Origin of the sequence: Ruminococcus sp. NATIVEDY160 (genome assembly GCF_045819885.1) — a bacterium.
Classification (GTDB): domain Bacteria; phylum Bacillota; class Clostridia; order Oscillospirales; family Acutalibacteraceae; genus Ruminococcoides.
This window is the reverse complement of the sequence record NZ_CP162391.1, coordinates 1,533,509-1,558,220: the sequence shown is the minus strand read 5'-3', so window position 1 is coordinate 1,558,220 and position 24,712 is coordinate 1,533,509. Positions and strand designations below refer to the sequence as shown.

The following is a 24,712-nucleotide window of genomic DNA, read 5'->3' as shown; positions in this document are numbered from 1 at the left end:
CTGTCGCGCCGTGTGTCGCCCTGTGTGCGATTTGTTTGAGAAAGTAGGTTAAGTTGCGCGACTTCGGTGATTTTTGAGAATCAGGCTGATAGCGGAAGTGTTTTGTAACGAAAAATAAAATTTGCCCGGCGGTGCTAAATGTGCTGTCGGGCATGTTTTTGGCATATGAAATAATATTTATCCTTGACACCTACGAGAATATCGTATATAATAATTACAAAGGCTACGAAAATATCGTATGAGGAAGTGGAGCTTTGACAAGAGAATTTGTGTACACCAAGCCGTTTTTAGCTTGCTGGAAAGCAATGGGCTTAACAGATGAGGATACGAAGACGCTGGAGCTTATTCTGTTGAATAACACCGAACAGGGAGATAAAATTCCCGGTATGGGCGGTGCGCGTAAGCTGAGAATTCAATTGGAAGGCAGAGGAAAGCGCGGCGGCGCGAGGGTGATTTACATCGATATACTGACAAAAGAACGATTATATCTGCTTTTCGCATATCCGAAAAATGTTCAGGAGGATTTGACTTCGGAACAGAAAAAGCAATTGCAAATGCTGATTGACGCCATAAAAGAGGAGTGATGATGGTGGCTGAATATACTTTCAAAACCAATTTATCAATGGAAGAAATTGAAGATAATTTTAAGAATATAGACTTTTTTGAGGGTGTTAAGAGCGGCTTGGAGGAAGCTTTGGCGTTTGAAAAAGGGCAGGCTGCGGCGGATACGTTTGCACGCAAAAGCTCACTTCCGCAAATTAACGTTTCCGAGCTTCGGCATTCGCTGTCCTTGACGCAAAAAGCTTTCGCAGCACTGCTCGGCGTTTCCACACGAACCGTAGAAGCATGGGAGGGTGGAAAATCTACGCCCACGCCGACCGCTAAAAAACTATTGTTTCTCATTCAACAAGAACCGTCAATTGTTCAGATGCTTCAAAATGCGTAAATAGGAGAGAGGTTGTCGAGATGAAAGCAAGAATTACCGGTGATGAGGAATACGGTTACAACCCGAGACTAAGAAAGTTGATTATTGAAGTTGTCGAAAACCAAATGAGAGATAACAATCCACCGATTACGGATATAACATTTAATCGGTTGCTGTCAGAGGGTTATACAAAGCAACAGGCAAAAGAAAAAATCGCGGTCATAGTCACTAATCACATTTATGATACAATGAAATATAAAATCCCGTTCAACGAAGAGCGATACACGAAAGATTTATCGGAAATAAAATAGTCAAAATTTGCGACGCATAAACAAAGAAAAGCAATTTTCCCCTCAAACGAAAACCCGATTATAGTTCATTTTCCGCTATGCTGCAATTGCTGACGGCAAGTTGTGAGCATTTACAATTAAATCGGCAACGCTGTACTTGACATTACTTGTTGAGTGCAGCGTTTTATACTTTATCGAGAAGAAATTTTGATTTATGATGAGTGTTAAATTAAATTAGTTTTCGATGGGTGAGAGAGCTTTGAAATTGGAGTTATTCTAACTCGAAAAAGTATCAGTCAGACATTTTCAGACAGCGGAAAACAGCCTTTCCCAACCTAATGAAAAAATGCCGGTTTTTTGATGCTGTTCCGAAATCTTTTGCCGGATTCGACCTCGATTTTGCATAAATTACTTTAGCAACTTGCAAAATTGTAAACACGAAAAAAGGCTTGAAACCGACGTTTCAAGCCTGAGAAATCCAGTAATAATGCGGGAAATTAAGCCGCGGTTGACGTTTGGAGACCGCGGCTCTACCAACTGAGCTATACCCCTAAATGTTCTGTTGCTGCGTGGTGAGCCTCGCTCACTTGCAGGAAATATGATACCACAGACACGCGGTTTTGTCAAGCGTTTTTCAACACGAAAACGCTGATTTGAGTAAGAACTTGTATTACCGCGTGTGATACGCACGTCATGCGCATTTCATTCTATCCATAATCGCGTGTGCCAAACCCGAATATCGCACGTCATTGTCGTGGTCTGTGACCACTGCCCGACTGCGTTTTCTGAGTAGAAAACCGCACGTCTTTTTTCAACGGCTGCGATGCGGCTGGGTAATACGAATAGGAAAAACAAAGTGTCGCTATATAACAGAAATCGACAGGAAATACTCTTGACATAATTTTTGGGAAGAGTAAAAATACGGTAATGAAATATGTGAGGCTGCTAGAGGAGAAGGATCTCATCGAAACGAAGCGTACTATCGTGGAGCGACACGACGGGGTTTTACGAAACGGAAACCTGATGTACAGGATTCTGCCGATAAAGCAGGCGGTGGATGCTTTCCACAGGCGGCAACTCTTCAATTATGGCAGAAGAAAAAAGCATTAATCACCCGCAACACGAAAAAGGCGAAAAAACGCCGGTGATTATTTGAAGCAGGTAAAAGCGAGCCGTCCTTTGGTGGACGACCCGCGAATGACATCGGACAGCAGAGCCGACCGTTGTGCAGTTTTAGGAGAACACATGCGGTGTTTGCTGAGGTAGTCCTCGGTATTTGCGGCGTTTGTGTGAACGAAGAATTTTTATGGAGGAACATATGGAAGAATATAAGAAAGTTACAATCAGTTTTACAAAAAATCAGCTCGATAAATTAGACGAAATCATGAAGCGTGAGCAAGGTTACTCACGCAGTTCTTTAGTGCGTGAGGAGGTGGATAACTATCTCGGTTACCGCGCTCAGAAGGAGAACGTCAACTATTTGTCGCCAATCATCAGTCAGAATATCAAGTTGGTGCTGTCACGCTTTGAAGAAAATCTGAGTGAATTGCTTATCAAGTTGGCGGTTGAAGTGAGCAAAAGCAATATCCTTTCTGCCCGTAACAGCGACCTGAATGATTACGCATTGAACTATTTGAACGCTGTGTCTGAACAGCTTGTCGCTGAGCATAACGGCGTTCTCGACTTGGAAAAGGCGAGAGATTTCATCGATGGAGAAGTAAATGGCTAAGATTATTGTCTCGTGTCGCTTCCAAAAGAGCGCAAAAGATATAGCCGACCTCATAAGGTATATGGCTGCCCGCGAGGGAGTTGAAAAGCTGCCGGACACAAAGAAATACAATCTCTCATCCTCAAAACAGGATGAATTTATTCTTTCGGTGGTAAAACATTTTCCTCAAAGCAAGAAGTTTCTTGAATATGAGGACTACTACGCAATGCCCACCAGAGAGAATGCCAATGAATTTCTTGACGCAGTCGCTGAAAGATATGCCGACCGCGCGGATGAATTGAAGGGCTTGGTCAGCTACATCTCCAACCGTCCCGGCGTTGAAAAGCTTGGCTCGCACGGATTGTTTACGCAATTCGATATGCCGATTGACCTCGATACGGTAGCGGAACGAGTTGCCAACCATGACGGCGTTATCTGGACAGAGGTAGTCAGTCTGCGCCGCGAGGACGCCGAGCGACTGCATTTTAACAATGCCAAAGCGTTGAAAGATCTTGTTCGTCGCAATATCAACGAGATCGCGAAAGCCCATAGAATCAAGGTGGAAGACCTGGAATGGTACGGCGCATTCCATAATACAACGCACCATCCGCATATCCATTTGATTGTTTTCTCGAAAGGTCAAGAAGGTTTTCTCTCCGAGAAGGGAATCAAAGAACTGCGCCGAGCCTTTGGACAGGACATCTTTCGTGACGAACAGTACAAGCTGGCGACGATAGAAACCGGCTACAGAAACGAGCTCAAAGAGAAGTTGGATGACCTGTTGCAGCAGCTTCAGGCAAGGCAATCGATTCCCAACGCAGATTATTATCTTTTTCTGTTGAGAAAAATCCGTGACGAAGTACAGCAGCAGAAGGGTAAGAAGCTCTATGGTTATCTGCCGAGAAAGACAAAAAAGCTGGTAGATTTTGCTCTGCATGAGTTCGCCAAAGACGGTGATTTATCTGAAATTTATTCCAAATGGAACGAGGTTAATCGCGAAAAACTCAGCCTGTACTATGATACGAAGGACAAACCTGATGTACCTATTGAGAAGAATACAGAGTTGAGGTCGCTGAAAAATTTGCTCATCAGAACAGCGTTGAGTATGAATTTCAACGCACAGACAACTGTAAATACTGCCCGTATAGGATTTCTTTTCTCTATGTTGGCAAAGCAAATCGTCAGCAGCACAGGCAAAAGGTTAGATGAACTCAATAAGATGATGCCCCTGACCGACAGCAAGGAGCGAGATAAAATCCGTGACAAAAAATTGGCTCATGGGCTGAAAGAAGGAGCGGACAGCAGCGGTATCAATGAAGAAGTCTATGACAGCCAAGCCGCAGAAGGTATCCTGACTATGCTTGACTACTTGATTTCGCTCGGCAATTAGGACAGCACACAAGATGCTGAAGAATCTGTATCAACTGAAGATGAATTTGATTTCGACAACGACTATTCTGAATATCTGAATGAAGCTGATGACGGCTTTGATGAAGACGATGCAGATGAATAAGATGAATATTACGGTATGTCCATGTGAACAACGAGGTTAGCACTATGTTTCGCCGTGTGTCGCCCTGTGTGCGATTTGTTGAGCAAAGACAAGTGTGTGCCCGGCCGGATTGTTTGCGCGGTGTTGGGCATTTGTCACAATTTGTGGGAGACAACCCGTTTTGTCAGGTGTAGCAGTCATATCCATTTTTGCCTATAGCAGACGCCCTTTTTACTATAAGATAGTCTGAATATTTTAAATACCCGTCAAGCGCTTCGTTATACTCTCGGTTGATTCGGGTTTCTTTCAATAGGATCGAAATAACGGTTTTGCTTTCAATGCAGCTTCGTTATTGAGGTATATATATTTTGACTACGGTACCGCCGCCGTCGCGCGGAGCGATCTCCATTTTTCCCTTACACATCATTTCGAGCCTTTCGCGGATATTCCCTAAAGCGATATGCGGCTCGTCGTTGTCCTTCGCGCCGAAGCCCGGTCCGGTGTCGGCAACGGTTATTTCAACGCCGTTCTTTACTTCTCGGGTTTGAATATAGATGGTAAGCGGATCAAGGTCGGGGTCAACTCCGTGCTTGACGGCGTTTTCCACGATGGGCTGCAGGGTCAACGGAGGAAGTCTGAAATCCGTGTAATCAGTATCAAACTCCATAAACAGCTTACCCTCAAAGCGCACCTGCTCAACGGACAAATACGCTTTTGTGTGTTCCAGCTCCTCGGTAAACGGGATAGTTCTTTCCTTGGCGATCGTCGTAAAATTCTTTCTGAGATAATTGGTGAAGTTCAGCGTTACCTTCTGTGCCTTAGCCGCATCCTGCTCGATCAGATAGTAAATGCTCGTCATTGTGTTGTAGATGAAATGCGGACGCATTTGCAGTACGGCAAGTCTTACCTTCTGGTTAGCGATTTCTTCCTTTTGCTTGACATACCGCTTTCCCTGATCGACAAACAGCATCAGTTCCATCGCGAGCAGCATGACAGAAACAGGCGCCAGCAAATATACCAATATGAGAATGAATTGGAGTTTTGAAAGCTGTTTTCTTCTGCGGATCACCGCGACAAAGCAGACGATCAGGCTGATTGCCGTAAAAAACAGATAAACCAGTATCAACCAACGCTTTTGCTCTGTGCCGTCCTGCGTCGGAACAGCAAAAAGCGTTCGTGTCAGCAGGTCGCCGACGGCTGCCGCTGCGGATAATCCCCAAAGGATGAGGATAAGCTTCCACAGGAATGATTGGCGGGGCTCCTGCGAACAACAGCGTAAGATGTAAAGCGTCAACAGCGGAATAATGGTAGATGAAAACAAAACGCCGAGGAAATCACACGCTGTTTGAAGCGGTATATTTTTCCAATACAGATCGGCAAGCTGACCGATCAGAGAGGCAGCCATTTTTAATATCATCGCGGAAAAGAATACGATGCAAAACCTCCGCCACTGACTTTCGGTATCACGCAGGATAAAAGTGATCAGTATTCCGAGCACACCGAGCAATAAGGTCGACAAATCTATCACAGCAGAAAAATATGTCGTCCAATCCATCATAGCCGCAGCCCCCTTATCGGAAATCTCAGCCGCGTGAGGTGATCGCGCACCTGTTCGGCGGAAAGGGGTTTTACGGCAAAGCCGCAGGCGCCGGTATCCCACGCCTCCAGCGCGTAATCGGGGTAGGCGGTCAGATAGATCACGTTGGTGCGGGGATTGATTTTCAGCAGCTCACGGCACAGTTCAAGCCCGTTGAGCTTGCCCATTTCGATATCGACATAAGCCAGATGTACGCGGTTGGATTTGGCGAATGAGATCGCCTCTGTCGGAGAAGTAAAGCCCGTGACCAAAGCGTTGGGAAGCAAATGACCGATCACCGACATACCGCCCTTTAGAATGATACTCTCGTCATCAACCATAATGATGTTTGGTTCCTCTACGGTGTTGTCGATCGTTTCCAATAAAATGTTGATGTCCATATCTAAACATTTGGAGATCCGCAGCAGCAGAACAGCGTCGGGGATCCGCCGTCCCGTCTCCCAGTTTGCTATCGTGCTGCGTTCCACAAACAGCATATCGGCGAGCTGCTGCTGGGACAGATTTTTTTCAGTTCTGAATTGTTTCAGGGTATCGGCAAAGGAATCCTTCATGTGCGTTTCCTCTCATGGAAGTATACTGTATCTATTTTATTATAAGGGATGTGCCTTTGAAATACAACACCATTCCAAAAGAAGATGTCACGCTCTGACACATCTTATTGTCTTATGGCGTATTTGTGATAGAATTAAACTGAGTCATTTTATAAACAAAGGATGGGAACCCGCTTTTAGATAATAAACGTTTTACGTTTTTTATATAAATTTTACTCTAAGGAGAGAATAATATGAAATTCCCAAATGCAGCAAAAGGCGTGAAAAAGATCTTTAACGCCGAAATCATTTCACTGATCGCTGCCTTGATCGGCGGAGCCGGACTCATTCCGGGCTTGATCGGAGCTTCGCAAGAAACCGGTGATTCAGTCGGTACAACTCTGCTTGCCGTTTCGGGCGCTTTGTTGATCGTTTCCGGTATCGCGCTTTTGGTCGCAGGGATCATGAACATCATCGGCTTTATTCAGGCGGCAAAGGATGAGGAAGGAATCAAGAGAGCGGTGCTCTGTGCCGTATTCAGCGCTCTGTTTGCATTCGTAGCCGCGTTCTTTGAGAATCAGACCGGCTTCCTCGGCGGTCTGGGCACCGTTTTATCGTCGATTGCCACTGTGTTGAATATGCTTGTTGCGCTCTTCATGATCGGCGGTCTGATGAATCTGTCCGCGAAGTGCAACAGACCCGATATGGTCAAGAGAGGTCATAGCATCCTTACCACGATCGTCGTTTCCTACCTTATCACTTTGGCCCTCAGTATATTGATTCGCTTCGGCGCATATACATCCTCTTTCGGCGCAGGCGTTATCAACTGGCTGTCCGGTCTTTCGGCGCTGTTTACCGTGTTCATCTATAGTCTCGAGCTGATCTATCTCGCAAAAGCGAAGAAGATGCTGGCAGAAAACTAATCATCTTTATGACGGCGTTACCCCGTCTGTCGGGCGCGGCAACGCCTTGTCTGTTTATCACGGAGGTATGAAAATGAAAAAATTACTATCATCTGTCAGTGTGACCCTTGTCCTTGTTATGCTGCTGAGTGTGGCGGCTCCGATGACTGCGTCTGCAACCGGAGACGGGATCACTGCGAAAGACCTTACGGCGCATATCTATAACATGGGAGATACCGAGACGATGCAATGTCTGTTCAAAAGCTCCATGCCCGATATGGCGTTCATTTCTACGGTTGATTTTTTAAAGCACATATATGTTGACGAGCCATCCGAATCAAAAAACGCGGACGGCACCTACACGATAACCAATCCTAAGGGGACAATGGTTATCGACCCCCAACACGATACGCTTCATTTCGATTGTTTTGAGGTCTTTATCTCGGCTCAGTCAAACGTGGATGGTACCGAAATGGACGTGCCTTACCTCAAGGAATACGCGCCTGTCAACGAGGGAGAAATAAACGGGCTCGATCTTGACCTTTCGCCTTATAAAATCGATATTATCGAATATGACGGAAAAACCTATTTCCCCGTGTCGTCGATCGGACTTATTTTCGGCGCGACGTATAATACGGCGGCGTATTACAAGGACAACATTTATTTTATTCATACTTCCGATATAGTTATGGGAACCTGTTATTTCAAAAACTCGATGGTTTATGATTCTCTCGTGCGCAGCAAGGATCTGGTCGAGCTGACTTATAACGATCTTTGCTTCGCGTTTGATAAGCTTTACGGCAGACCCGGTCAGGCTGAGATCGCGTCGATGCTTGAAGAAAAAGGCTTTGACAAAGCTCTGGACGAGTACAATGACGATACCCGTCGCGCAAAAGAATTGCTTCTATCGGAAAATATGGTTGATTATGTTCTCGGAACGGCTTATCTCGGAGAAGCGTTTTACGACGGAGGTCATACGGCGGTAAATTATCCTGCGGTATTAACGCTTATTACCCCGGGTAACGCATTAAATGATGAGCTCAACAGAATAGTCGATTTAGAGGACTTCCGTGACCGACAAGCGATGAACTATGTGATGAAAACTCTTGCCTCCGGTCAGAAAAGCAGAAATATGGCAGAATACAGAAGTGGTAAATACGAGAACTACGAGCTTGTCAAAGCATGGGATGATAAGTCGGCGTCAAAGCTCTATATTGAGGGAGACACAGCTGTTTTCGCCTTTGACTCGTTTGTTAACGAGGCGGTTTATAATTTCAAATGGTCTCTTGACTACGCAAAGGAAAACGGTATTAAGCGTTTTGTTATTGACCTGTCCTGCAACACAGGCGGCAACGCGGCGGTCGTTATGTATATCATGGCTATGATCACAAACAAAGACAAAGACAGTTATACAGCATCCTACAGAAAAATACAGACTCTTACAGGCAACCTCTCAAGAGTTGATAACGATATGGATTTGAATTTAGACGGAGAGATCAACGACCTCGACAAGAGTGTATATTATGATTTTGAATATGCTTTTATCACATCAAAGGTTTCGTACTCCTGCGGCAATCTGCTTCCTTGCCTGGCAAAGGACGCGGGCTTCCCGATCTTTGGCGAAAGAAGCGGAGGCGGCGCCTGCTCGCTGTTTATCGCGTATACTCCCGAGCTGTTTTTCTACACGATGTCGAGCTATAATAAGTTCATTACCTCGGACAACAAAGACGTTGACAACGGCGCTGAGCTCGACTTTGACCTGACAAAGCAGAAGGCCAACGATGACGGCACAAAAACAATTGATTACTCCGGACTGTATGATATAGAGGATATCAGCCGCAAGATAGATACCATCTATAACGGACCGGTGTACGGCGATGTTGACGGCGACGGCAATGTGACCATAGCCGACGCGACGCTGATCCAAAAGGCGGCGATCGACCTTATCGGCTTTACCAACCTGCAAAAGCAGCTTGCCGACGTAAACGGCGACGGCAGGGTCTCCGTTCTTGACACCACCTGTATTCAGAAATACGTAGCCGAATTTACGACCGGCTGCGGCAAAACGGGCGAAAAAATGAATCAGACGGCCGATACGGCGCACACTCTTGTAAAAGAGCGTCGATTGCTATCGCTGGGACTATCAATACGATGATTGGGAGCTCGCGCTGACAACGTCGTTCGAATACGAAAACGCCTATCCGGTCATGATTGAAAACCTCGAAAATTACGAGGATGCCGTACCTGTAAAGACAGTATTTGAATACACTTTTGACGGCGAAAAGCCTGCGACCCGAACCGAGACCGATCTTACAAATAATACAATAACCACTGTGAAATACAACGACGGCAGAGTTTACGATTATGATATGAAACATCTCAACAGCAGCAGTACGGAAAAACAAATGTACCAGTACGGCAACGGCGGAGAATACTTTACAATGGTTCTTCATGATGATTTTATGTCAGGCGAAGGATATACTCCCGACGTTATGAAGGAGGAAATGGATTCTGTTTCGGTCACTACCGAAAACGGTCTGCTGAAGCGAACTACCAACACCGGCATTTACACGAAATGGTCTGAGGGTGAAGAAAAGAATTGGGTGAGGTTCAGAGGCATATATTCCGCCGATTATGACGACGACGGTATCGTCAGCTTCCTGTCCGCGGTGTATTCGGATACGGGATATGAAGAGCAGGGAAAATTTGAGGTCAAAAAGGAAAACGGAAAGATCACCGAGATCACCAGATACACGCCAAGCGGCGGCGAGTGGAAGCCTTATGAACAATATGTTTTCGAGTATAACGATACCGAGATCAGCGAGTCAAGATACGCAACAATGATCAATTACTTTATCGCCGATCACGGCGGAAACTATTATTTTTACAACTGGTATTAAAACTTTTATAGGAGATGATCTGACTGATTTGCGTACAAAACTACACCAAAAAGTACGGCGATAAAACCGTTGTGAACGATATCTCGTTCACCGCGAAAGACGGCGCAATCACCGGATTTATCGGCCACAACGGAGCCGGTAAATCAACAACGATCAAAGCGATCACGGGCGTTATACGCCCGACAAGCGGTTCCATTACGATCAACGGGATCGACATTCAGAAGGACGGAAAAAAGGCGAAAAGTCAGTTTGGCTATGTTTCCGACAGCCCCGATCACTTTTTGAGACTCAGCGGCATCGAGTATCTGAATTTTATGGCGGATATTTATGATACGTCCTTAGACGGAAGAGCCGCCTTCATTGAGGATTACGCCAAACGCTTCGGCATTTACGACTCACTGAGCGGCACGATCCTCTCGTATTCTCACGGAATGCGTCAAAAAATAATGATCATGGGCGCGCTGATCCACAATCCGTCCGTATGGATTTTAGACGAGCCCCTGACCGGCCTCGATCCGCAGTCGGCATTTGAGCTCAAACAGATGATGCGCGAGCACGTAAAAAAAGGGAATTCGGTGTTCTTTTCAACACATGTGCTCGAGGTTGCCGAAAAGCTGTGCGACGAGATCTGCATCATCAAAAAAGGAGAGCTTTTGTACTGCGGAACCCTTGATGAACTGAGGGCTACGCACAAATCAAATGCTTCACTGGAAAACATTTTTCTTGAATTAACAGAAACAAAAGAGTAATCGGAGGTAGTAAAAATGATTATGTCTATTGCGTTTGGAGTTTTTGGAATCGGTTTGATCATCTTCGGTATAAAGATCCTTCTCACCGGCACACTCACAAAAGGCGAGGAGGCGAAAATCGCCTCGTATTCAAAGAAAGGCGCGCGCACTTACAAGCTTATCAATGTCTTGATGTATATCGTTGTCGGTCTCTTTTTGATCGGAGAATGTATTATCGATTTTCTCGAGTTTCAAAAGGTTCTTGACGATACCTTGTGGATCAAGTTGATCTTGTTCGGCGTCATTATTCTTATGGTAGTCGTCTACTTTATTGTTGCGTCAAAATGCAAGAAGATGACCGACGATGAGTGATCAAAAAGGCACCGGCGAGTTTTCCAAGGTGAGAAAGCTCATTTCTGTTTTGGAAAAATGCAACGGCAAATCAAAGATCGGCGGCAGTGAAGCGCTGATCTCACCGAGGGCGGCAAAAATATTTGCCGATGTCGGATTGGTATTCCTGACGGCGGCTTTGACAGCGGCGGCTTACTTTGCGGAACCCTTGATCTCGCCGTACATCTCCCTTAAAGACTTTACAAATGTTTTGATGATGATACTGTTTCTGCTCAGCCTTGTGCTATCGGTCAAAAACATTGTCACTGTGCTGTACACGGCGGACGATCTTCCGGTTTTGCTGCCCATGCCTTTTTCGGCGGGTCAGATCGTGACTGCCAAGCTGACCGTGACCTTGAAGTTTCCGGTAGTTCTGAGCGTTATACTGATCAACGCGAGCTTTTTCGGGTTCGGCTTGCGTGCGGGAATGGGCGCGGCGTTTTACATCGGCACGGTGCTTTCAAGCGTCCTTATTCCCGTGACCGGTCTTGCGATCGCCGCGCTGCTGACAGTCGTGATCTTCAAATGCTGCGGCTTTATCCGAAATCGCGATATCATGGTAGCGATCGGCGGTATCCTGACGCTCGTGCTGACAGTCGGATATTTGATCGTCAGCAGCATTCTCAACAGCAATGATTCCCCTGACGCTGCTTTGAGCGCCCTCTCGGCGTTTTCAGGTTTATCCGAGTACTTCCCGAACATCGCGTTTATGAATGGCTTTATGTTCGACGGAAGTATCATAGGACTGTTCGTCAGTCTCGGCATTACCGCTGCAGCTATCGCTTTCGCCTTGCTTGTTATCAAGCTGTTTTATCTGTCCACAGCGCTCTCCATGCAAAATACCGGCTCCGCAAAAAAGCCTGTCGAAAAAAGCATGCTTTCCGGTCGGAAGAAGCGCAGCGCTCTGAAAGCGCTGACCTCCTACGAGGCGAAAAATGCGCACAGGAATCCGGCTTATATGATTTACGGTTTTGCCATGACCTTTATCTGGCCGCTGTTTTTTGTTCTGCCGTTCGCTTTCGGTAAAAACGCACTTTTCAGCACCGCCGGTTCTGTTGACACAAGCGCCGCGCTGATCTGCGCGATCTTTCTCGGTGTTGCGGCGTCCTGCTTTGCCTGCGGCTTCAATAATTTGCCCGGAACCGCCTTTTCGCGCGAGGGCGGCAGCTTCTATATTTTACGTGCCATGCCGCTTGATTTTAAGGATTACTACAAAAGCAAGCTCCGCTTTGCCATGCTGATCTGTTCGCTCGGAAGCGTGCCGTACATCCTGATTCTCGGTATCGTTTGTATTGCGACAGGCATCGTCACATTCACAGGCAGCTGGGTATTTCTGTATAGTGCGTTCGTCTGTGTACTTTGTAACTTGATCTTTGTCAACTGTATGCTCGTGAGCAATGCCAAGAGTCCGGTTTTCACTCGGGACAGCGAAACGGAAATATCGCGCAAACTGGGCGGTATAAACGCCGTTGCGCTTATCATCGGATTTGTAATGTATATCGCTCTGTTTGTTCTCATTATCATTGCGATGATCCCGGAGCTTTCCGCGATATTCATTAACAGCACAACGGTGACGATCGCTGCTGTCACGGCTGCGGTTTTTGCGCTCATAGTTTTAGTGATCGCTGCAGCGCTCAACAAAACCTCCGTCAAAAAAGCGGAAAAGAGTTTGACGGTGATCGAATAACTTTCAGCAGCTAATAGTTGGATAACAGGACATGACAAAGCAATTATTTCTTCAGATTATATAGATTATTACTGCGGAAGTTTAAATAATTCTTTTGTATATTTAGCAGCATATAGTAGTGGAAAAACCTCAGAGTTAAAGGTCAAATTTTGCGACGCATAAACAAAGAAAAGCTATTTTTTGCCGTGCTGAAATAACTGACGATGGGTTGAAATCACTTACAGTTTAAACTACGAACGCTGTACTTGACATTACTTGTTGAGTGCAGCGTTTTAATCTTTATTGGGATAGAATTTAGATTTATGATTATGGATATATTGAATTGCTTCTCAATAGGCGAGACCGATATGAAATTTGAGTTGAACTAACTCTAAAAAGTATCAGTCAGACGTTTTCAGACATCGGAAAACAGCCTTTCATCGACTAATGAAATATTGCTGGTCTTTTGATGCTGTTCCGAAATCTTTTGCCGGTTTTGGCCTCGATTTTGCATAAATTACTTTAACGACTTGCAAAATTACAAACACGAAAAAAGGCTTGAAACCGAAGTTTCAAGCCTGAGAAATCCAGTAATCATGAGGGAAATCAAGTTGCGGTTGACGTTTGGAGACCGCTGCTCTACCAACTGAGCTATACCCCTAAATATGTAATCGCTGCAAATGAACGCGTGTCACTTGCAGAAAATATAATAACACATACACGTGTGTTTGTCAAGATGTTTTCTGGACAAAAACGCGGAATCGCAATTCTTTTTAAAAGATTTTGTCCGGAAACATACTGCTTTCGCACGCGACAGGGAATGCCGTTATGATAAACTATGCTGCACTACACACACGTGTTTTTCGTGGTCTTTGACCGCTGCTTGGGCACGTTTTTTTCACACGTCTATTGATAATTTTTTCAGCGGCTGCGATTTGGCTGCTATGGAGTTGGTATTGCCATAGCTTTCGATTCGTGATAGAATAAAAAAGATAAGGAATAAATATGAGGTTAAAAGTAATGATTGGCGATAACAAATTCTTAGAAAACTTTTACAACGAATACGATGAGGACGGAAGGCTTGAAAACAATCGTCTTGGCAGAGTGGAATACCTTACTACACGCCGCTATTTAGATCCGCTGCTGACCGCGGACTGCAAAATTGCTGAAATCGGCGCAGGCACCGGAAGATATAGCGTTACCCTTGCCAAAGAAGGTTATGATGTTACTGCTGTTGAATTGGTGCAACATAATCTTGACATTCTCAAAAGCAAACTCGACGGCAGCGAAAACATCAAAACCTTTCTCGGTAATGCGCTTGACTTGAATATGCTGGATGATAACACCTATGATGTTACGCTCCTGCTCGGACCGATGTATCATCTGTATTCCGAGAAAGATAAAGTTTTCGCACTAAAAGAAGCTGTCAGGATCACAAAGCCGGGCGGTTACATTTTGGTTGCCTATTGTATGAACGAAGCGACGGTTATTCAATATGTTTTTGGTTGTAATCAGCTGAAATCCGTTATGGATTTGAATATGATTACCGATGATTGGAAATGTATCAGCGAACCGAAAGACCTGTTTGAAATGGTGCGTGTTGAGGATATAGAGCGCCTGAACGCAGCTGTTCCCGTTGAGCGTATAAAGCTTGTCGCAACCGATGGCGCAAGCCGGTATATTCGTGAGTATCTCGAAGAATTTGACGACTAAACCTTTGCAAAATGGCTGTCCTATCACTTTGCGACCTGCGAACGGCAGGATTTGATAGGCGCTACCAATCACAGCTTGGATATTTTGAGGAAAGTGCAGGTGAGATAAGTGTTTGCTCCAAAACTAAATCAAGGCGACGAGATAAGAGTCATCGCTCCGTCACGCAGTTTAGCGATTGTTCGTGACGAAATATTCAACAAGGCTTTGCATTGCCTTGAACAACAGGGCTTTTATATTTCCTTTTCAAAGCACAGTCGGGAAATAGACGATTATAATTCGTCGTCAATACAATCCAGAGTCGAGGATATACACGAAGCGTTTCTCGATAGCAATGTTAAAGCAATTCTGACGGCAATCGGCGGCTTCAATGTGAACCAAATATTAGAACATATTGATTATGAAATCATCCGACAACACCCTAAAATTCTATGCGGCTATTCAGATATTACTGCCTTGCTCAATGCCATATATGCCAAGACCGGACTCATCATCTATCACGGAGCTCATTTTAGCACCTTTGGTTTTGAAACAGAGCCGGAGTATACACAAAAAGCGTTCTTTGATTGCGTGATGAACGAGGGCTGCTTAACGCTGAAACCATCTCAAATCGCAAAAGAATATACAATCATTCAACAAGGTGTTTGTGAAGGCGCGATAATCGGCGGTAATCTTTGTACGCTTAATCTACTGCAAGGCACACAGTTTATGCCACAAGCAGACGATATAGTCTTATTCCTTGAAGATGACAACATTATGGGCGATCATTTCATTTATGAATTTGACCGTAATTTTCAGTCATTGCTGCAGGCTTATGGCAAAGAAAAAATAAAAGGCATTGTGTTCGGCAGATTTGACGATAGCTGCAAGATGAGCGCGGATGTTATCAAAAGAATTATATCCGACAAATTGCCAAAAAACATTCCTGTTATGTTTGGTGTTGACTTCGGACACGTTTTCCCGATGATAACCTTCCCGATAGGCGGCAGGGTGAGAATGGAAGCGAACGCTAATCCGATAATTGAAATTATCAATCATTAGATTTGAGATAATAACGAAATGATAGTTATCCTCTTGCTACGGCAAGGGGATTTTTTATAGCCAAAAACGCCGGTGATTATTGGAAGCAGGTAAAAGCGAGCCGTCCTTTTGGGGACGGCCCGCGAAAGACATCGGACGGCAGAGCCGACCGTTATGCAGTTTTAGGCGAACACGCGCAACGTTTGCTGAGGGGTTCCTCAGTATTTGCGGCGTTTGTGTGAACGGAGATATTTTTAGGAGGAAACTATGGAAGAATACAAGAAGGTTACTATCAGTTTTACAAAAGATCAGTTGGAAAAGATGGATGAAATCATGTCAAAGGAGCAGGGCTACTCGCGAAGTTCATTGGTGCGCGAGGCGGTAGATTACTACCTCGGTTTTCTTGCTCAAAAGGGAAGCGTCAGCTATTTGTCGCCGATCATCAGTCAAAACATCAAGCTGGTTTTGTCACGCTTTGAAGAAAACCTGAGTGAGATGTTGTTCAAGTTGGCGGTTGAAGTGAGCAAAAGCAATATTCTTTCTGCGCGTAACTTCGAGCTAAACGACTACGCTTTGAATTATTTGAATGATGTTTCCGAACAGATTGTCGCGGAGCATAACGGCGTTCTCGACTTGGAAAAGGCAAGAGATTTCATCAACGGAGAAGAAAATGGCTAAGATAATTGTTTCATGTCGCTTTCAAAAAAGCGCGAAAGATATGGCTGATCTCATCAGATATATGGCAACCCGTGAAGGCGTTGAAAAGCTACCAAACAGCAAGAGATTCAATATTGCCTCATCGCAACAGCACGATCTTATTCTTTCTGTGGTAAAGCAGTTCCCGGAAAGCAAAAAGTTTCTTGAATATGATGACTACTATGCAATGCCCACCAGAGAAAATGCTAACGAGTTTTTGAATGCAGTTGCGGAGAGATACGCCGACCGTGCTGATGAATTGAAAGGTTTGGTTAGCTATATTTCCAACCGTCCCGGCGTTGAAAAACTCGGCTCTCACGGATTATTTACGCAATTCGATATGCCGATTGACCTTGATACCGTTGCGGATCGGGTCGCCAATCACGACGGTGTTATCTGGACGGAGGTGGTCAGTTTGCGGCGTGAGGACGCGGAACGTCTGCATTTCAACAATGCAGAAGCGTGGAAAAATCTTGTTCGCCGCAACATGAATGAGATTGCAAAAGCCCACCGAATCAAGGTGGAGGATTTGGAATGGTACGGAGCTTTCCATAATACGACTCACCATCCGCATATCCATCTGATCATTTTATCAAAAGGGCAGGAGGGTTTTCTCTCTGAGAAAGGTATTAAAGAACTGCGACGAGCCTTCGGTCAGGACATCTTCCGCGACGAGCAATACAAGCTGGCGACGATAGAAACCGGCTATCGGAATCAGTTGAAAGAGCAGTTGGCTGATCAGTTACAGAAGATTCAAAAACGGCAATCGATCCCGAACTCCGATTATTATTTACTGCTACTGAGAAAAATCCGTGATGAAGTTCAGCAGCAGAAGGGTAAGAAGCTCTACGGCTATCTGCCGAGAAAGACAAAAAAGCTGGTGGATTTCGCTCTGCATGAGTTCGCCAAAGACGGTGATTTATCTGAAATCTATGCAAAGTGGAATGAGGTCAACCGCGAAAAGTTAAGTCTTTACTATGATACGAAAGATAAACCAGACGTACCTATTGAGAAGAATCCCGAGCTTCGGTCTCTGAAAAATATGCTTATCAGGACGGCGTTGAGCATGAATTTCAACGCACAGATGACTGTAAATACTGCCCGTATAGGATTTCTTTTCTCTATGTTGGCGAAACAAATCGTCAGCATCGCCGGAAAAAGGTTGGATGAGCTCAATAAGATGATGCCCCTGACTGACAGCAAAGAACGAGATAAAATCCGTGAGAAAAAGCTGGCTCACGGTCAGAAAGAAGGTGCAGACAGCAGTGGTATCAATGAAGAAGTCTATGACAGCCAAGCCGCAGAGGGTATCCTGACTATGCTTGATTACCTGATTTCACTTGGGAATCAGGAGAATGAGCAGGCTGTCGAAGAATCGAATGCTCAGCCGTCAATCGAATATGATTTCGACAACGCATATTCTGACTATCTGAATAACGATGATAACGATTATGATGATAACGTAGATGACGAAGACGAAGAATATTACGGTCTTTCTATGTGAACAACGAGGTTAGCACCCTGTTTCGCCGTGTGTCGCCCTGTGTGCGATTTGTTGAGGAAAGTAGGGTAAGTACCCGACCAAAAGTGTTTGCGCGGTGTTGAGCGTTTGTCGCGGTTTGTAAGCGATAGCCCGTATTGAGAGGTGTTTGAAGGTTATGTTTGTGCTCGGCTATAGTGAGCGATAACCAAAAAACGGTACTGCGAGCAATAAACGCGCTGTTTAGCCGTGTATCGCCCTGTGTGCGATTTGTTAGAGAAAGGCGAGAAAAGTACCCGAACGGATTGTTTGCACGGTGTTGGGCGTTTGTCGCGATTTGTGAGAGACAGCCCGTTTTACAGGTCGATAGCAGTCATATCCATATTCGCCCATAGCATATGCCCTTTTTACTATACACGTAGTGTATAGTAAAAACAGAGCAACAGGACTGTTCAAAATTTGAGACGCTAAATCAAAGATAGTCCGAAAAAGATCCGGAGCTGAAATTGTTGATTCTGCTTGGGGCGGAGCTGCTTTTGCAAAAATGAGCAGGTCGTTCCGATGTTGCTGTCTGAATAAATATCCGAGAAACAAGAAAGTTCAATTATATTAGCAGCGTTACCGTTTAATTAATCACATAACCTTTTGCAGATTTTCGCCGGTCGGCAAAATCCGGTAGATCGTATTGCTGAAGTCCGTAAAATACACCCATTTGTCATCGACAAGGTAAAGGTTGTTGATGTCCATGGTACAGATTTTCTGAGGGGTATCGTTTTCCGGCGTCAAAACGTGCAGCGTCCTTACCGTATCCGAAGCGTCCTTTGGCGCGAACGCAAGATATAGGGTATCTCCGCAGCTGTTCATCCTGCAACCTCTGTTATCGACGATCTTGGTTGTTTTCATATCACTGAGGTCGGTGCGGTACAAGGTATAGGTATCATCGTCGGTAAAATGATAGTTAAAATAAACATAATGATCTGTAAATCTGATGTCATTGCATGAGCCTTTGCCGCTTTGATCGAGCTCCGCCACTTTATCCAGCCGAATTTCCCTGACGGTTTTTGTCGCTTCCAAATCGAAAATATAGTAGGTGTAAAACCGACTGTCAGCGATTTGATCAAATGATTCCGGCAACACATAATACATATTGTGTTTGGAAAAATAGAGGGGAAGAAACATATTTCCAAAGGTTTCATTGGACGCCAGCAGTGTGTATGTGCCGTCATCATAGAGGTATACATAGTCCTCCACTTCTTCCTTTTCGGGCGAAGAAATGAAATACAGTTTATCCTCCAAGACAAAAAAACGGTACGGTATGCTTCCGTTCGGCGGCGCCAATTCGATGTATTTCTCGAACTGCCTGCTGTCCATATTCAGTCTCCATATTTCAGGATGACCGGACTCTGTGTCGGTGTGCAGGTAATAATCCAGTAATTCACCGTGATACATCCGCATTTGCAGATCGGTACTTAAATTGTGTTCCGTTTTTTCGGAGTAGATTTGCTCCTGTCCCACGTCGGTCAACTTGTAGATGCTTTGCGTAGTATAGGAAGAAGATTGCCAATCCCAGTTTCGCAAAAACCTTCTGACATACAGCGCATCTTTTGTGCGCCATAAGCCTTCTTCAACCTCGCTGCCGTTGGCGAACTCATTGCCGTAGGCGTTGTCGATCGGTTCGGAATCCGATAAGTTGATACGTCCAGCACATGCGGATAATAATATTGCGAATGGTATCAGCAGAACTGTTAATTTATATTCTTTTTTCACAAGATCCACCTCCGATTATCAATTCATCATAATCACAGAAACCGTAATCTGATTGCTGTCCTCATTGAACAGCAGTTCTCCGCCGTATTTTTCTGCGAGATTTCGCAGTATGCCGATTCCCTTGCCGTGAAGCGTCTTATTGCCCTTAGTGGTCTGCAGGTCAGGATTTGATTGCAGCACTGAGCCTGCGACGGCGTTCCTGCAAATCACGCAGTAATACGCCTGATGAACCGTAATTGATAGTGTCATTTTTCGCTCCTCAACAGGGCGTGAGACGAGGTATTCCATCGCGTTATCGCATAGATTACCGATGATGGATACAATGTCCGTATCTTCCACAAACCGAAGCGTATCGCCGATTTCATACGAGAAGTCAATTGATTTCTCCTGCGCTTTTTCGATTTCAACATTCATTATCGCGTTGAGCATTGGATTGTCGGTGTGAACGGGCGTATAAGCCGCAGACAGCTGCTCGCTCATGCTTTCGCATAACGCCTTCGCCTTGTTGTATTCGCCCTGAGAAATCAGCATGCTTGCAGACATCAGCATATTTTTTGCGTCGTGCTTAACGGCGGAGATTTTTTCAATCTGCTCGTTTGTGCTTAATACGGATTGCCTGTAAAGCTCCTCGCGCTGATGGCTTACCATCAGATCTGCCTTTACCCGGTAATCTTTGCTGACCTTAATCAGCAGGTACCAGAAGATAACCGCCATAAGTCCTGTGCTCAGCGCGATGATGGTGATATGGATCTGTATATCCCCGTTAAAATCAACCGCCGCAAACGCCAGCAAAGCGGTAAACCCGACTGTACAGGTGATGAGTGGTATGACGATAAATGCCAGAATATCGGACAGGCTTCGCATGTTGATTTTGCCTTTGCTGAACCTGTAGATAACAAACAGAAAAACCGCGTAGAAAGCGTTGGCAGTAAAAAGAACCAGACAGCGAAACGCTTCGGACGATGTAACCGCTTCGGAAAAGGGGATTTTTCCGAAGGTGCTCATGACATTTACCGTAAGGTAAGCGATTGATATGTTTGAAACCGCGATGGGAATGATAATCCGCAAATACAGCTTTCCCTTCAAAAAAAGCACGGCATACAGCACCATGACAATCATGGCGAAAATGTAGTAAAGAAAGTGAAAGGTCATCTCATTGAAGGTAAAGTATATCGACGCTGCAGACAGCAGGCAAACTGCCGCACACAAGGGAATGATCCGTTTCACCTTGCTCTCGGGCTTATCGAAAAACAGGTAGAGAAATCCGATAAGAATCACCTGTTCGATCATGTTCGCCGTGATTTCTAAAACTAATCCGACGTTCATTGCACATTTACCATCCATTCAAAGAATTGCCGTCTGACTTCCTTGCTGTATTTTCTGCTAAGCGGAAGAAGGGTGCCGTCGGTAAGACGAATATTTTGCGGCATAATCTCCGCGATATAACGCATATTGATCAGACAGCCGATATGAGCGCGGACAAATCCTTTTGAGGTCAGCTCAGCCGCTTTTTCGTCCATTGCGGCGCGTTCACGCAGTTCGCTGCGTGTGGTGTGAAACACCACATAGTTATTCACTTTTTCAAGATAAATCAGCTCCCGAAACGCAACCTTATCCGTGCTTCGTCCGGACTTGACTGTCAGATACTCTTCTTCGCATTTTTCATTCAGCCGAATCAGACAGGGAGCCAAGTCCTCCGGATGCGATTTGCGAATGAAGGAGTAGGGCTGCTGCCGTAGCGCTTCAAAAACAAGACCTTCTCGGTTCGTAACAAAAATGATAAAAGGCTTGTCGGAGCCGTTTCTGACAGCGTTCAGTTTTTCCGCTAAATCAAGTCCCGATAGCTTCGGCATTTCAATATCAAGCAGTATGACATCATATTGTTTTCCGCCGCCATTGACAAGCGATTCCGCGTCATAGGTGACGTTGATATCCGCGATAATTCCGTTCTCGCGGCAGATACGCGAAGTAATCCGCCGAAGCTCCGTCAAAAAGCTCTGTTCGTCGTCAACAATTAAGATTTTCATGTTACCACATCCGATACTTATCTATATATCAGTATAACATATTGTATACAGTAAAAACAATAATCTGGTAAAATTTGTGTATTTTCCGGTAAAATCTGACATTTTGGAGGGTTGACAAGTTTGCGGATAATATGTTAGCATTTGAGTGAGAAGAAAATATCAGACGCATTATTCAATTTTCTCTGCCGATGAATTTATCTACAATCGCTTTACCCGAAAGGGTTCAAAGCACCTCGCCGATGAACAGGAGGTAAATACATTGAAAAAGAATCTATTATATAATTTGATTTTTCCGACGTATCTGCTGATGTTTTTTCCGCCAGTCATTTTCTTTGTTTTGGCTGGAAACTTTTTGATTGACGCTCTTGTATATCTTTTGATATCCTTGATATTTTATAAAAGAATACGCTTGAAACTATATTTCAAAACTGTCTTAATGATTTGGGGAATTGGATTCTCGGGAGACATAATAGGCGCTTTCATTTGTTTTTTTCCGGAATTGTTCTATTTGCGCGTCGACAAGTTTCCATTTATTATATTGGGATTTTTAATGGCAATACTGGCAATATTCCTCATGAATTATCGCCTTTTCAGAGCCGAAATCTATTCTTTAAGCAAGAACAAAAGAGCGGCAGCGATCATTGCTGTATCCACTGCGCCGGTCACATTTTTTCTACCGCGTCAATATTTATTGGATTTAGCCAATAAAGCGATGACACTGTTTTCATAAACATTAATCCTCAAGAGGCAATGATTAAAAATCACTTCACCCGAAAATGAAGGGAGTTTTGTAAATGAAAAAATTTATAGCAGCATTCTTGATAATTCTTGTACTGACGTTGAGCGGCTGCGGAGAGGCTTCAGATGTCGGTGTCCATTTAACTGATTCTCAAAGATATTCGGAAACTGAGTTGAATAACGTCGTAGAAGCGGCTAAATCATTTTTTGCTAAGAACTTTGATGACTGTACTCTTTATACAATCGATTACAACGACGAGCATAACGAACAGGTTCGGGATGACAACCTGTGGAGATTCAGGCGTTCATTTGAGCCGAAGTTGTTACAGGATGTCTTGGAATTATCCGTCACATATTACGATAATCAGGATTCTGATAATACAAATAGTCTGATAACTGAAACTTATTATATGGTAACGCTTGACAACGGTAACTGGGAAGTCGGCGACCATGGAAGAACATAGGCAGCAGACGACAATACCGGAAAGGTAAATATGACTGTTGAATAGCAAAATCGGTTATAATAAAATTAAAAAAAACAAGCGGTCAATTCACATGAGAATTTGTTCCGCATCAATCGGAAAACAAAGGGAATTGAAATAGTTTTTGATTAGTTATTTCACCACAAATTATTGCCTTCTTGTTTTGGGAGGTCTGTCCATTGGATGTATAAAACAATAATAGGCTCACTTTTGTGATTGCCGCCAATGACTATTTAAGAACGGATGAGCACGATGAGAAATAAACATCTTTATTCAATAGGATTACCTATATACGTATTGATTTTTTTACCTCCGCTTTTATTGTGCGTGCCATTGTCTTTGCTGTTATTTTGCTTTTTCTCAATGTTGGCAATATCATTTCTCACTTTTAAGCGAATAAGAGGTGCATTTCTTGCAAGAACCGTTCCGGTTGCTTATGGTTGTGCAATGGTTTCACATATTTTAGGAGCGCTTATTTGCGGACTTCCTCCTATGATTATTTCTCGATTTTTAGATATCAAATATGATTTTTTCGCTGAACATGCGTCGTATATGGCTGATCCGTTTTACAGCCTTTCACATTTGAACTCCTTTATCCCTTTAGGCTTTTTTGCAGCGGTCACTTGTGCCTTTTTGCTGAATTATCACCTGACCTTCAAATTGCTCATCAGAAAACGTTTTCCATTGATTAAGCGTCAGCGATTCATTTTTGCTTTGTTGTGTGCTTTAGCTACTGCTCCATATGTTTTCTTTATCCCTGATCGTGTTGGAAATGAGTGGTTTGACTGGTTTACGAATTTGTTTAATGTTTCTGATTGGATCAGGCAGATGTTTGAAAACATAGACCGACTATATTTATGAGAAAAAATCTGCATGTTGACTATACAGTAAAATCGGTTATAATAGAATCAAAGGGAGTAAGGAGGTTGCTTAAATGTGTACTCAAAACGAAGCAATGATAGTGTTGCAGGAGGTTTATGAGGGTTGCCGAGCAATTTTCGGCAAAATAGAGGAAGCGTATCTCTATGGTTCATACGCAAGAGGCGACTTTCACGAGGAGTCGGATATTGATATTCTTCTGACGGTTGAACAGCCTCAATCTGTTATATCCCATCACCGTTCGGACATTGCGGAATTATCAAGTGATTTGAGCTTGGAGCATGATATAACCGTGTCAATCAGTGTAAAGCCCGCAGAACAGTTTGAGAGATTGATGAATGTATTGCCGTTTTATCAAAACGTCGTCAGAGAGGGAATAAAATATGCAAGTTGATGATTGGAAATCTATTTCAAAAATCAGAATAGAGCGTGCGGTTGAATTTTACGGAGACGCGGTTGCACTGTATAAGGAAAATAGATACAGAAGTGCCGCCAGCAGACAGTATTCAGCGTTTTTCACGCAATGAGAGCAGTGTTGGCGCTGGACGGCATAGACAGAAAGCATCACAGCGGTGTTATTTCCGAGTTCAGAAGATTGTATGTTAAAACCGGCATTTTTGACAGAGATGTCTCGAGCATCATCGCAACAATGTCCTTAATGCGCCATGACAGTGATTACGACGATTATATTCCGATTGAAAAAGAAGATCTTGATGATATGATCCCTAAAGTTAATAAATTGATTACAGAGGTTCAAAAGTATCTTGAGCCAAAGTTATAGGAAG

At 44.3% G+C, this 24,712-nt stretch carries 24 protein-coding genes and 1 pseudogene; 20 read left to right on the top strand and 5 right to left on the bottom strand.

The features are described from left to right. Positions 1–254 precede the first annotated feature (254 nt). The 5 genes from AB1I49_RS07665 to mobP3 (AB1I49_RS07645) all read left to right on the top strand — a co-directional run bounded on the left by AB1I49_RS07665 (position 255) and on the right by mobP3 (AB1I49_RS07645) (position 4,313). Positions 255–584: a type II toxin-antitoxin system RelE/ParE family toxin gene (locus tag AB1I49_RS07665; protein ID WP_407720592.1), complete on the top strand. Its 330-nt coding sequence runs from the start codon at positions 255–257 to the stop codon at positions 582–584. Next, entirely contained in the window at positions 584–946 is a 363-nt protein-coding gene (locus AB1I49_RS07660; protein ID WP_407720591.1) for a helix-turn-helix domain-containing protein, read from the top strand. Before AB1I49_RS07665 ends, AB1I49_RS07660 begins: the two co-directional genes overlap by 1 nt. A gap of 20 nt (positions 947–966) precedes the next feature. Further along, positions 967–1,236, top strand: coding sequence for a hypothetical protein (locus AB1I49_RS07655; protein WP_407720590.1), 270 nt, complete (start codon positions 967–969; stop codon positions 1,234–1,236). Positions 1,237–2,533: 1,297 nt separating this feature from the next. Next, positions 2,534–2,944, top strand: coding sequence for a hypothetical protein (locus tag AB1I49_RS07650; RefSeq protein WP_407720589.1), 411 nt, complete (start codon positions 2,534–2,536; stop codon positions 2,942–2,944). Then, entirely contained in the window at positions 2,937–4,313 is a 1,377-nt protein-coding gene (gene mobP3, locus AB1I49_RS07645; RefSeq protein WP_407720588.1) for a MobP3 family relaxase, read from the top strand. Before AB1I49_RS07650 ends, mobP3 (AB1I49_RS07645) begins: the two co-directional genes overlap by 8 nt. Positions 4,314–4,764: 451 nt before the next feature. On the opposite strand, the gene AB1I49_RS07640 is transcribed toward mobP3 (AB1I49_RS07645), so the two are convergent. Next, positions 4,765–5,973: a sensor histidine kinase gene (locus AB1I49_RS07640; protein WP_407720587.1), complete on the bottom strand. Its 1,209-nt coding sequence runs from the start codon at positions 5,971–5,973 to the stop codon at positions 4,765–4,767. Continuing rightward, the gene (locus AB1I49_RS07635; protein ID WP_316632204.1) at positions 5,970–6,563 is read right to left on the bottom strand and encodes a response regulator; all 594 of its coding nucleotides are present in this window, start codon (positions 6,561–6,563) and stop codon (positions 5,970–5,972) included. The genes AB1I49_RS07640 and AB1I49_RS07635 overlap by 4 nt, the downstream gene beginning before the upstream one ends. Before the next feature lie 233 nt (positions 6,564–6,796). On the opposite strand from AB1I49_RS07635, the gene AB1I49_RS07630 reads away from it, so the two are divergent. The 10 genes and pseudogenes from AB1I49_RS07630 (at position 6,797) to mobP3 (AB1I49_RS07585) (ending at position 18,058) form a co-directional block, all read left to right on the top strand. After that, positions 6,797–7,465 (top strand): hypothetical protein, encoded by a 669-nt coding sequence (locus AB1I49_RS07630; RefSeq protein WP_330055334.1) that lies wholly within the window; start codon positions 6,797–6,799, stop codon positions 7,463–7,465. 73 nt (positions 7,466–7,538) lie between these two features. After that, positions 7,539–9,599: a dockerin type I domain-containing protein gene (locus tag AB1I49_RS07625; protein WP_407720586.1), complete on the top strand. Its 2,061-nt coding sequence runs from the start codon at positions 7,539–7,541 to the stop codon at positions 9,597–9,599. 52 nt (positions 9,600–9,651) lie between these two features. After that, entirely contained in the window at positions 9,652–10,344 is a 693-nt protein-coding gene (locus tag AB1I49_RS07620; protein ID WP_316610861.1) for a hypothetical protein, read from the top strand. Between the two features lie 23 nt (positions 10,345–10,367). Next, entirely contained in the window at positions 10,368–11,093 is a 726-nt protein-coding gene (locus tag AB1I49_RS07615; protein ID WP_407721657.1) for an ABC transporter ATP-binding protein, read from the top strand. A 15-nt stretch (positions 11,094–11,108) separates the two neighbouring features. After that, positions 11,109–11,444 carry a hypothetical protein gene (locus AB1I49_RS07610; protein ID WP_407720585.1) on the top strand — a complete coding sequence of 112 codons (336 nt, stop codon included), beginning with the start codon at positions 11,109–11,111 and terminating at the stop codon, positions 11,442–11,444. Further along, positions 11,437–13,149: a hypothetical protein gene (locus AB1I49_RS07605; RefSeq protein ID WP_407720584.1), complete on the top strand. Its 1,713-nt coding sequence runs from the start codon at positions 11,437–11,439 to the stop codon at positions 13,147–13,149. Before AB1I49_RS07610 ends, AB1I49_RS07605 begins: the two co-directional genes overlap by 8 nt. 999 nt (positions 13,150–14,148) lie before the next feature. Continuing rightward, positions 14,149–14,949: pseudogene (locus AB1I49_RS07600) on the top strand (class I SAM-dependent methyltransferase). After that, a complete protein-coding gene (locus AB1I49_RS07595; RefSeq protein ID WP_201426584.1) occupies positions 14,950–15,879 on the top strand; it encodes a S66 peptidase family protein in 930 nt (309 codons plus the stop codon). Between the two features lie 246 nt (positions 15,880–16,125). Beyond that, positions 16,126–16,536 carry a ribbon-helix-helix domain-containing protein gene (locus AB1I49_RS07590; protein ID WP_201426585.1) on the top strand — a complete coding sequence of 137 codons (411 nt, stop codon included), beginning with the start codon at positions 16,126–16,128 and terminating at the stop codon, positions 16,534–16,536. Next, a complete protein-coding gene (gene mobP3 / locus AB1I49_RS07585; RefSeq protein ID WP_407720583.1) occupies positions 16,529–18,058 on the top strand; it encodes a MobP3 family relaxase in 1,530 nt (509 codons plus the stop codon). Before AB1I49_RS07590 ends, mobP3 (AB1I49_RS07585) begins: the two co-directional genes overlap by 8 nt. 609 nt (positions 18,059–18,667) lie before the next feature. On the opposite strand, the gene AB1I49_RS07580 is transcribed toward mobP3 (AB1I49_RS07585), so the two are convergent. The 3 genes from AB1I49_RS07580 to AB1I49_RS07570 are packed head-to-tail and all read right to left on the bottom strand — an operon-like array spanning position 18,668 to position 21,828. Continuing rightward, positions 18,668–19,801, bottom strand: a complete 1,134-nt coding sequence (locus AB1I49_RS07580; RefSeq protein ID WP_407720582.1) for a hypothetical protein — start codon at positions 19,799–19,801, stop codon at positions 18,668–18,670. Between the two features lie 18 nt (positions 19,802–19,819). After that, the gene (locus tag AB1I49_RS07575; RefSeq protein WP_407720581.1) at positions 19,820–21,145 is read right to left on the bottom strand and encodes a sensor histidine kinase; all 1,326 of its coding nucleotides are present in this window, start codon (positions 21,143–21,145) and stop codon (positions 19,820–19,822) included. Then, positions 21,124–21,828 (bottom strand): LytR/AlgR family response regulator transcription factor, encoded by a 705-nt coding sequence (locus AB1I49_RS07570; RefSeq protein WP_407720580.1) that lies wholly within the window; start codon positions 21,826–21,828, stop codon positions 21,124–21,126. Before AB1I49_RS07570 ends, AB1I49_RS07575 begins: the two co-directional genes overlap by 22 nt. Before the next feature lie 259 nt (positions 21,829–22,087). On the opposite strand from AB1I49_RS07570, the gene AB1I49_RS07565 reads away from it, so the two are divergent. From AB1I49_RS07565 to AB1I49_RS07545, 5 genes are all read left to right on the top strand, one after another. Beyond that, on the top strand, positions 22,088–22,558 hold the full coding sequence (locus AB1I49_RS07565; RefSeq protein WP_407720579.1) for a hypothetical protein: 471 nt from the start codon (positions 22,088–22,090) through the stop codon (positions 22,556–22,558). Positions 22,559–22,622: 64 nt separating this feature from the next. After that, the gene (locus tag AB1I49_RS07560) at positions 22,623–23,030 is read left to right on the top strand and encodes a hypothetical protein (protein WP_407720578.1); all 408 of its coding nucleotides are present in this window, start codon (positions 22,623–22,625) and stop codon (positions 23,028–23,030) included. A 270-nt stretch (positions 23,031–23,300) separates the two neighbouring features. Then, a complete protein-coding gene (locus tag AB1I49_RS07555) occupies positions 23,301–23,909 on the top strand; it encodes a hypothetical protein (protein ID WP_407720577.1) in 609 nt (202 codons plus the stop codon). Between the two features lie 73 nt (positions 23,910–23,982). Beyond that, positions 23,983–24,321 carry a nucleotidyltransferase domain-containing protein gene (locus tag AB1I49_RS07550; protein ID WP_092970398.1) on the top strand — a complete coding sequence of 113 codons (339 nt, stop codon included), beginning with the start codon at positions 23,983–23,985 and terminating at the stop codon, positions 24,319–24,321. An 84-nt stretch (positions 24,322–24,405) separates the two neighbouring features. Beyond that, on the top strand, positions 24,406–24,708 hold the full coding sequence (locus AB1I49_RS07545) for a HEPN domain-containing protein (RefSeq protein ID WP_407721655.1): 303 nt from the start codon (positions 24,406–24,408) through the stop codon (positions 24,706–24,708). The last annotated feature ends 4 nt before the right edge of the window (positions 24,709–24,712 follow it).

Bases quoted from the DNA above. Each gene is read 5' to 3' on its own strand.
- AB1I49_RS07660 (WP_407720591.1), top strand. From the start codon at position 584: ATGATGGTGGCTGAATATACTTTCAAAACCAATTTATCAATGGAAGAA.
- AB1I49_RS07655 (WP_407720590.1), top strand. From the start codon at position 967: ATGAAAGCAAGAATTACCGGTGATGAGGAATACGGTTACAACCCGAGA.
- AB1I49_RS07650 (WP_407720589.1), top strand. From the start codon at position 2,534: ATGGAAGAATATAAGAAAGTTACAATCAGTTTTACAAAAAATCAGCTC.
- mobP3 (WP_407720588.1), top strand. From the start codon at position 2,937: ATGGCTAAGATTATTGTCTCGTGTCGCTTCCAAAAGAGCGCAAAAGAT.
- AB1I49_RS07640 (WP_407720587.1), bottom strand. From the start codon at position 5,973: ATGATGGATTGGACGACATATTTTTCTGCTGTGATAGATTTGTCGACC.
- AB1I49_RS07635 (WP_316632204.1), bottom strand. From the start codon at position 6,563: ATGAAGGATTCCTTTGCCGATACCCTGAAACAATTCAGAACTGAAAAA.
- AB1I49_RS07630 (WP_330055334.1), top strand. From the start codon at position 6,797: ATGAAATTCCCAAATGCAGCAAAAGGCGTGAAAAAGATCTTTAACGCC.
- AB1I49_RS07625 (WP_407720586.1), top strand. From the start codon at position 7,539: ATGAAAAAATTACTATCATCTGTCAGTGTGACCCTTGTCCTTGTTATG.
- AB1I49_RS07620 (WP_316610861.1), top strand. From the start codon at position 9,652: ATGATTGAAAACCTCGAAAATTACGAGGATGCCGTACCTGTAAAGACA.
- AB1I49_RS07610 (WP_407720585.1), top strand. From the start codon at position 11,109: ATGATTATGTCTATTGCGTTTGGAGTTTTTGGAATCGGTTTGATCATC.
- AB1I49_RS07605 (WP_407720584.1), top strand. From the start codon at position 11,437: ATGAGTGATCAAAAAGGCACCGGCGAGTTTTCCAAGGTGAGAAAGCTC.
- AB1I49_RS07590 (WP_201426585.1), top strand. From the start codon at position 16,126: ATGGAAGAATACAAGAAGGTTACTATCAGTTTTACAAAAGATCAGTTG.
- mobP3 (WP_407720583.1), top strand. From the start codon at position 16,529: ATGGCTAAGATAATTGTTTCATGTCGCTTTCAAAAAAGCGCGAAAGAT.
- AB1I49_RS07575 (WP_407720581.1), bottom strand. From the start codon at position 21,145: ATGGATGGTAAATGTGCAATGAACGTCGGATTAGTTTTAGAAATCACG.
- AB1I49_RS07570 (WP_407720580.1), bottom strand. From the start codon at position 21,828: ATGAAAATCTTAATTGTTGACGACGAACAGAGCTTTTTGACGGAGCTT.
- AB1I49_RS07560 (WP_407720578.1), top strand. From the start codon at position 22,623: ATGAAAAAATTTATAGCAGCATTCTTGATAATTCTTGTACTGACGTTG.
- AB1I49_RS07555 (WP_407720577.1), top strand. From the start codon at position 23,301: ATGAGAAATAAACATCTTTATTCAATAGGATTACCTATATACGTATTG.
- AB1I49_RS07550 (WP_092970398.1), top strand. From the start codon at position 23,983: ATGTGTACTCAAAACGAAGCAATGATAGTGTTGCAGGAGGTTTATGAG.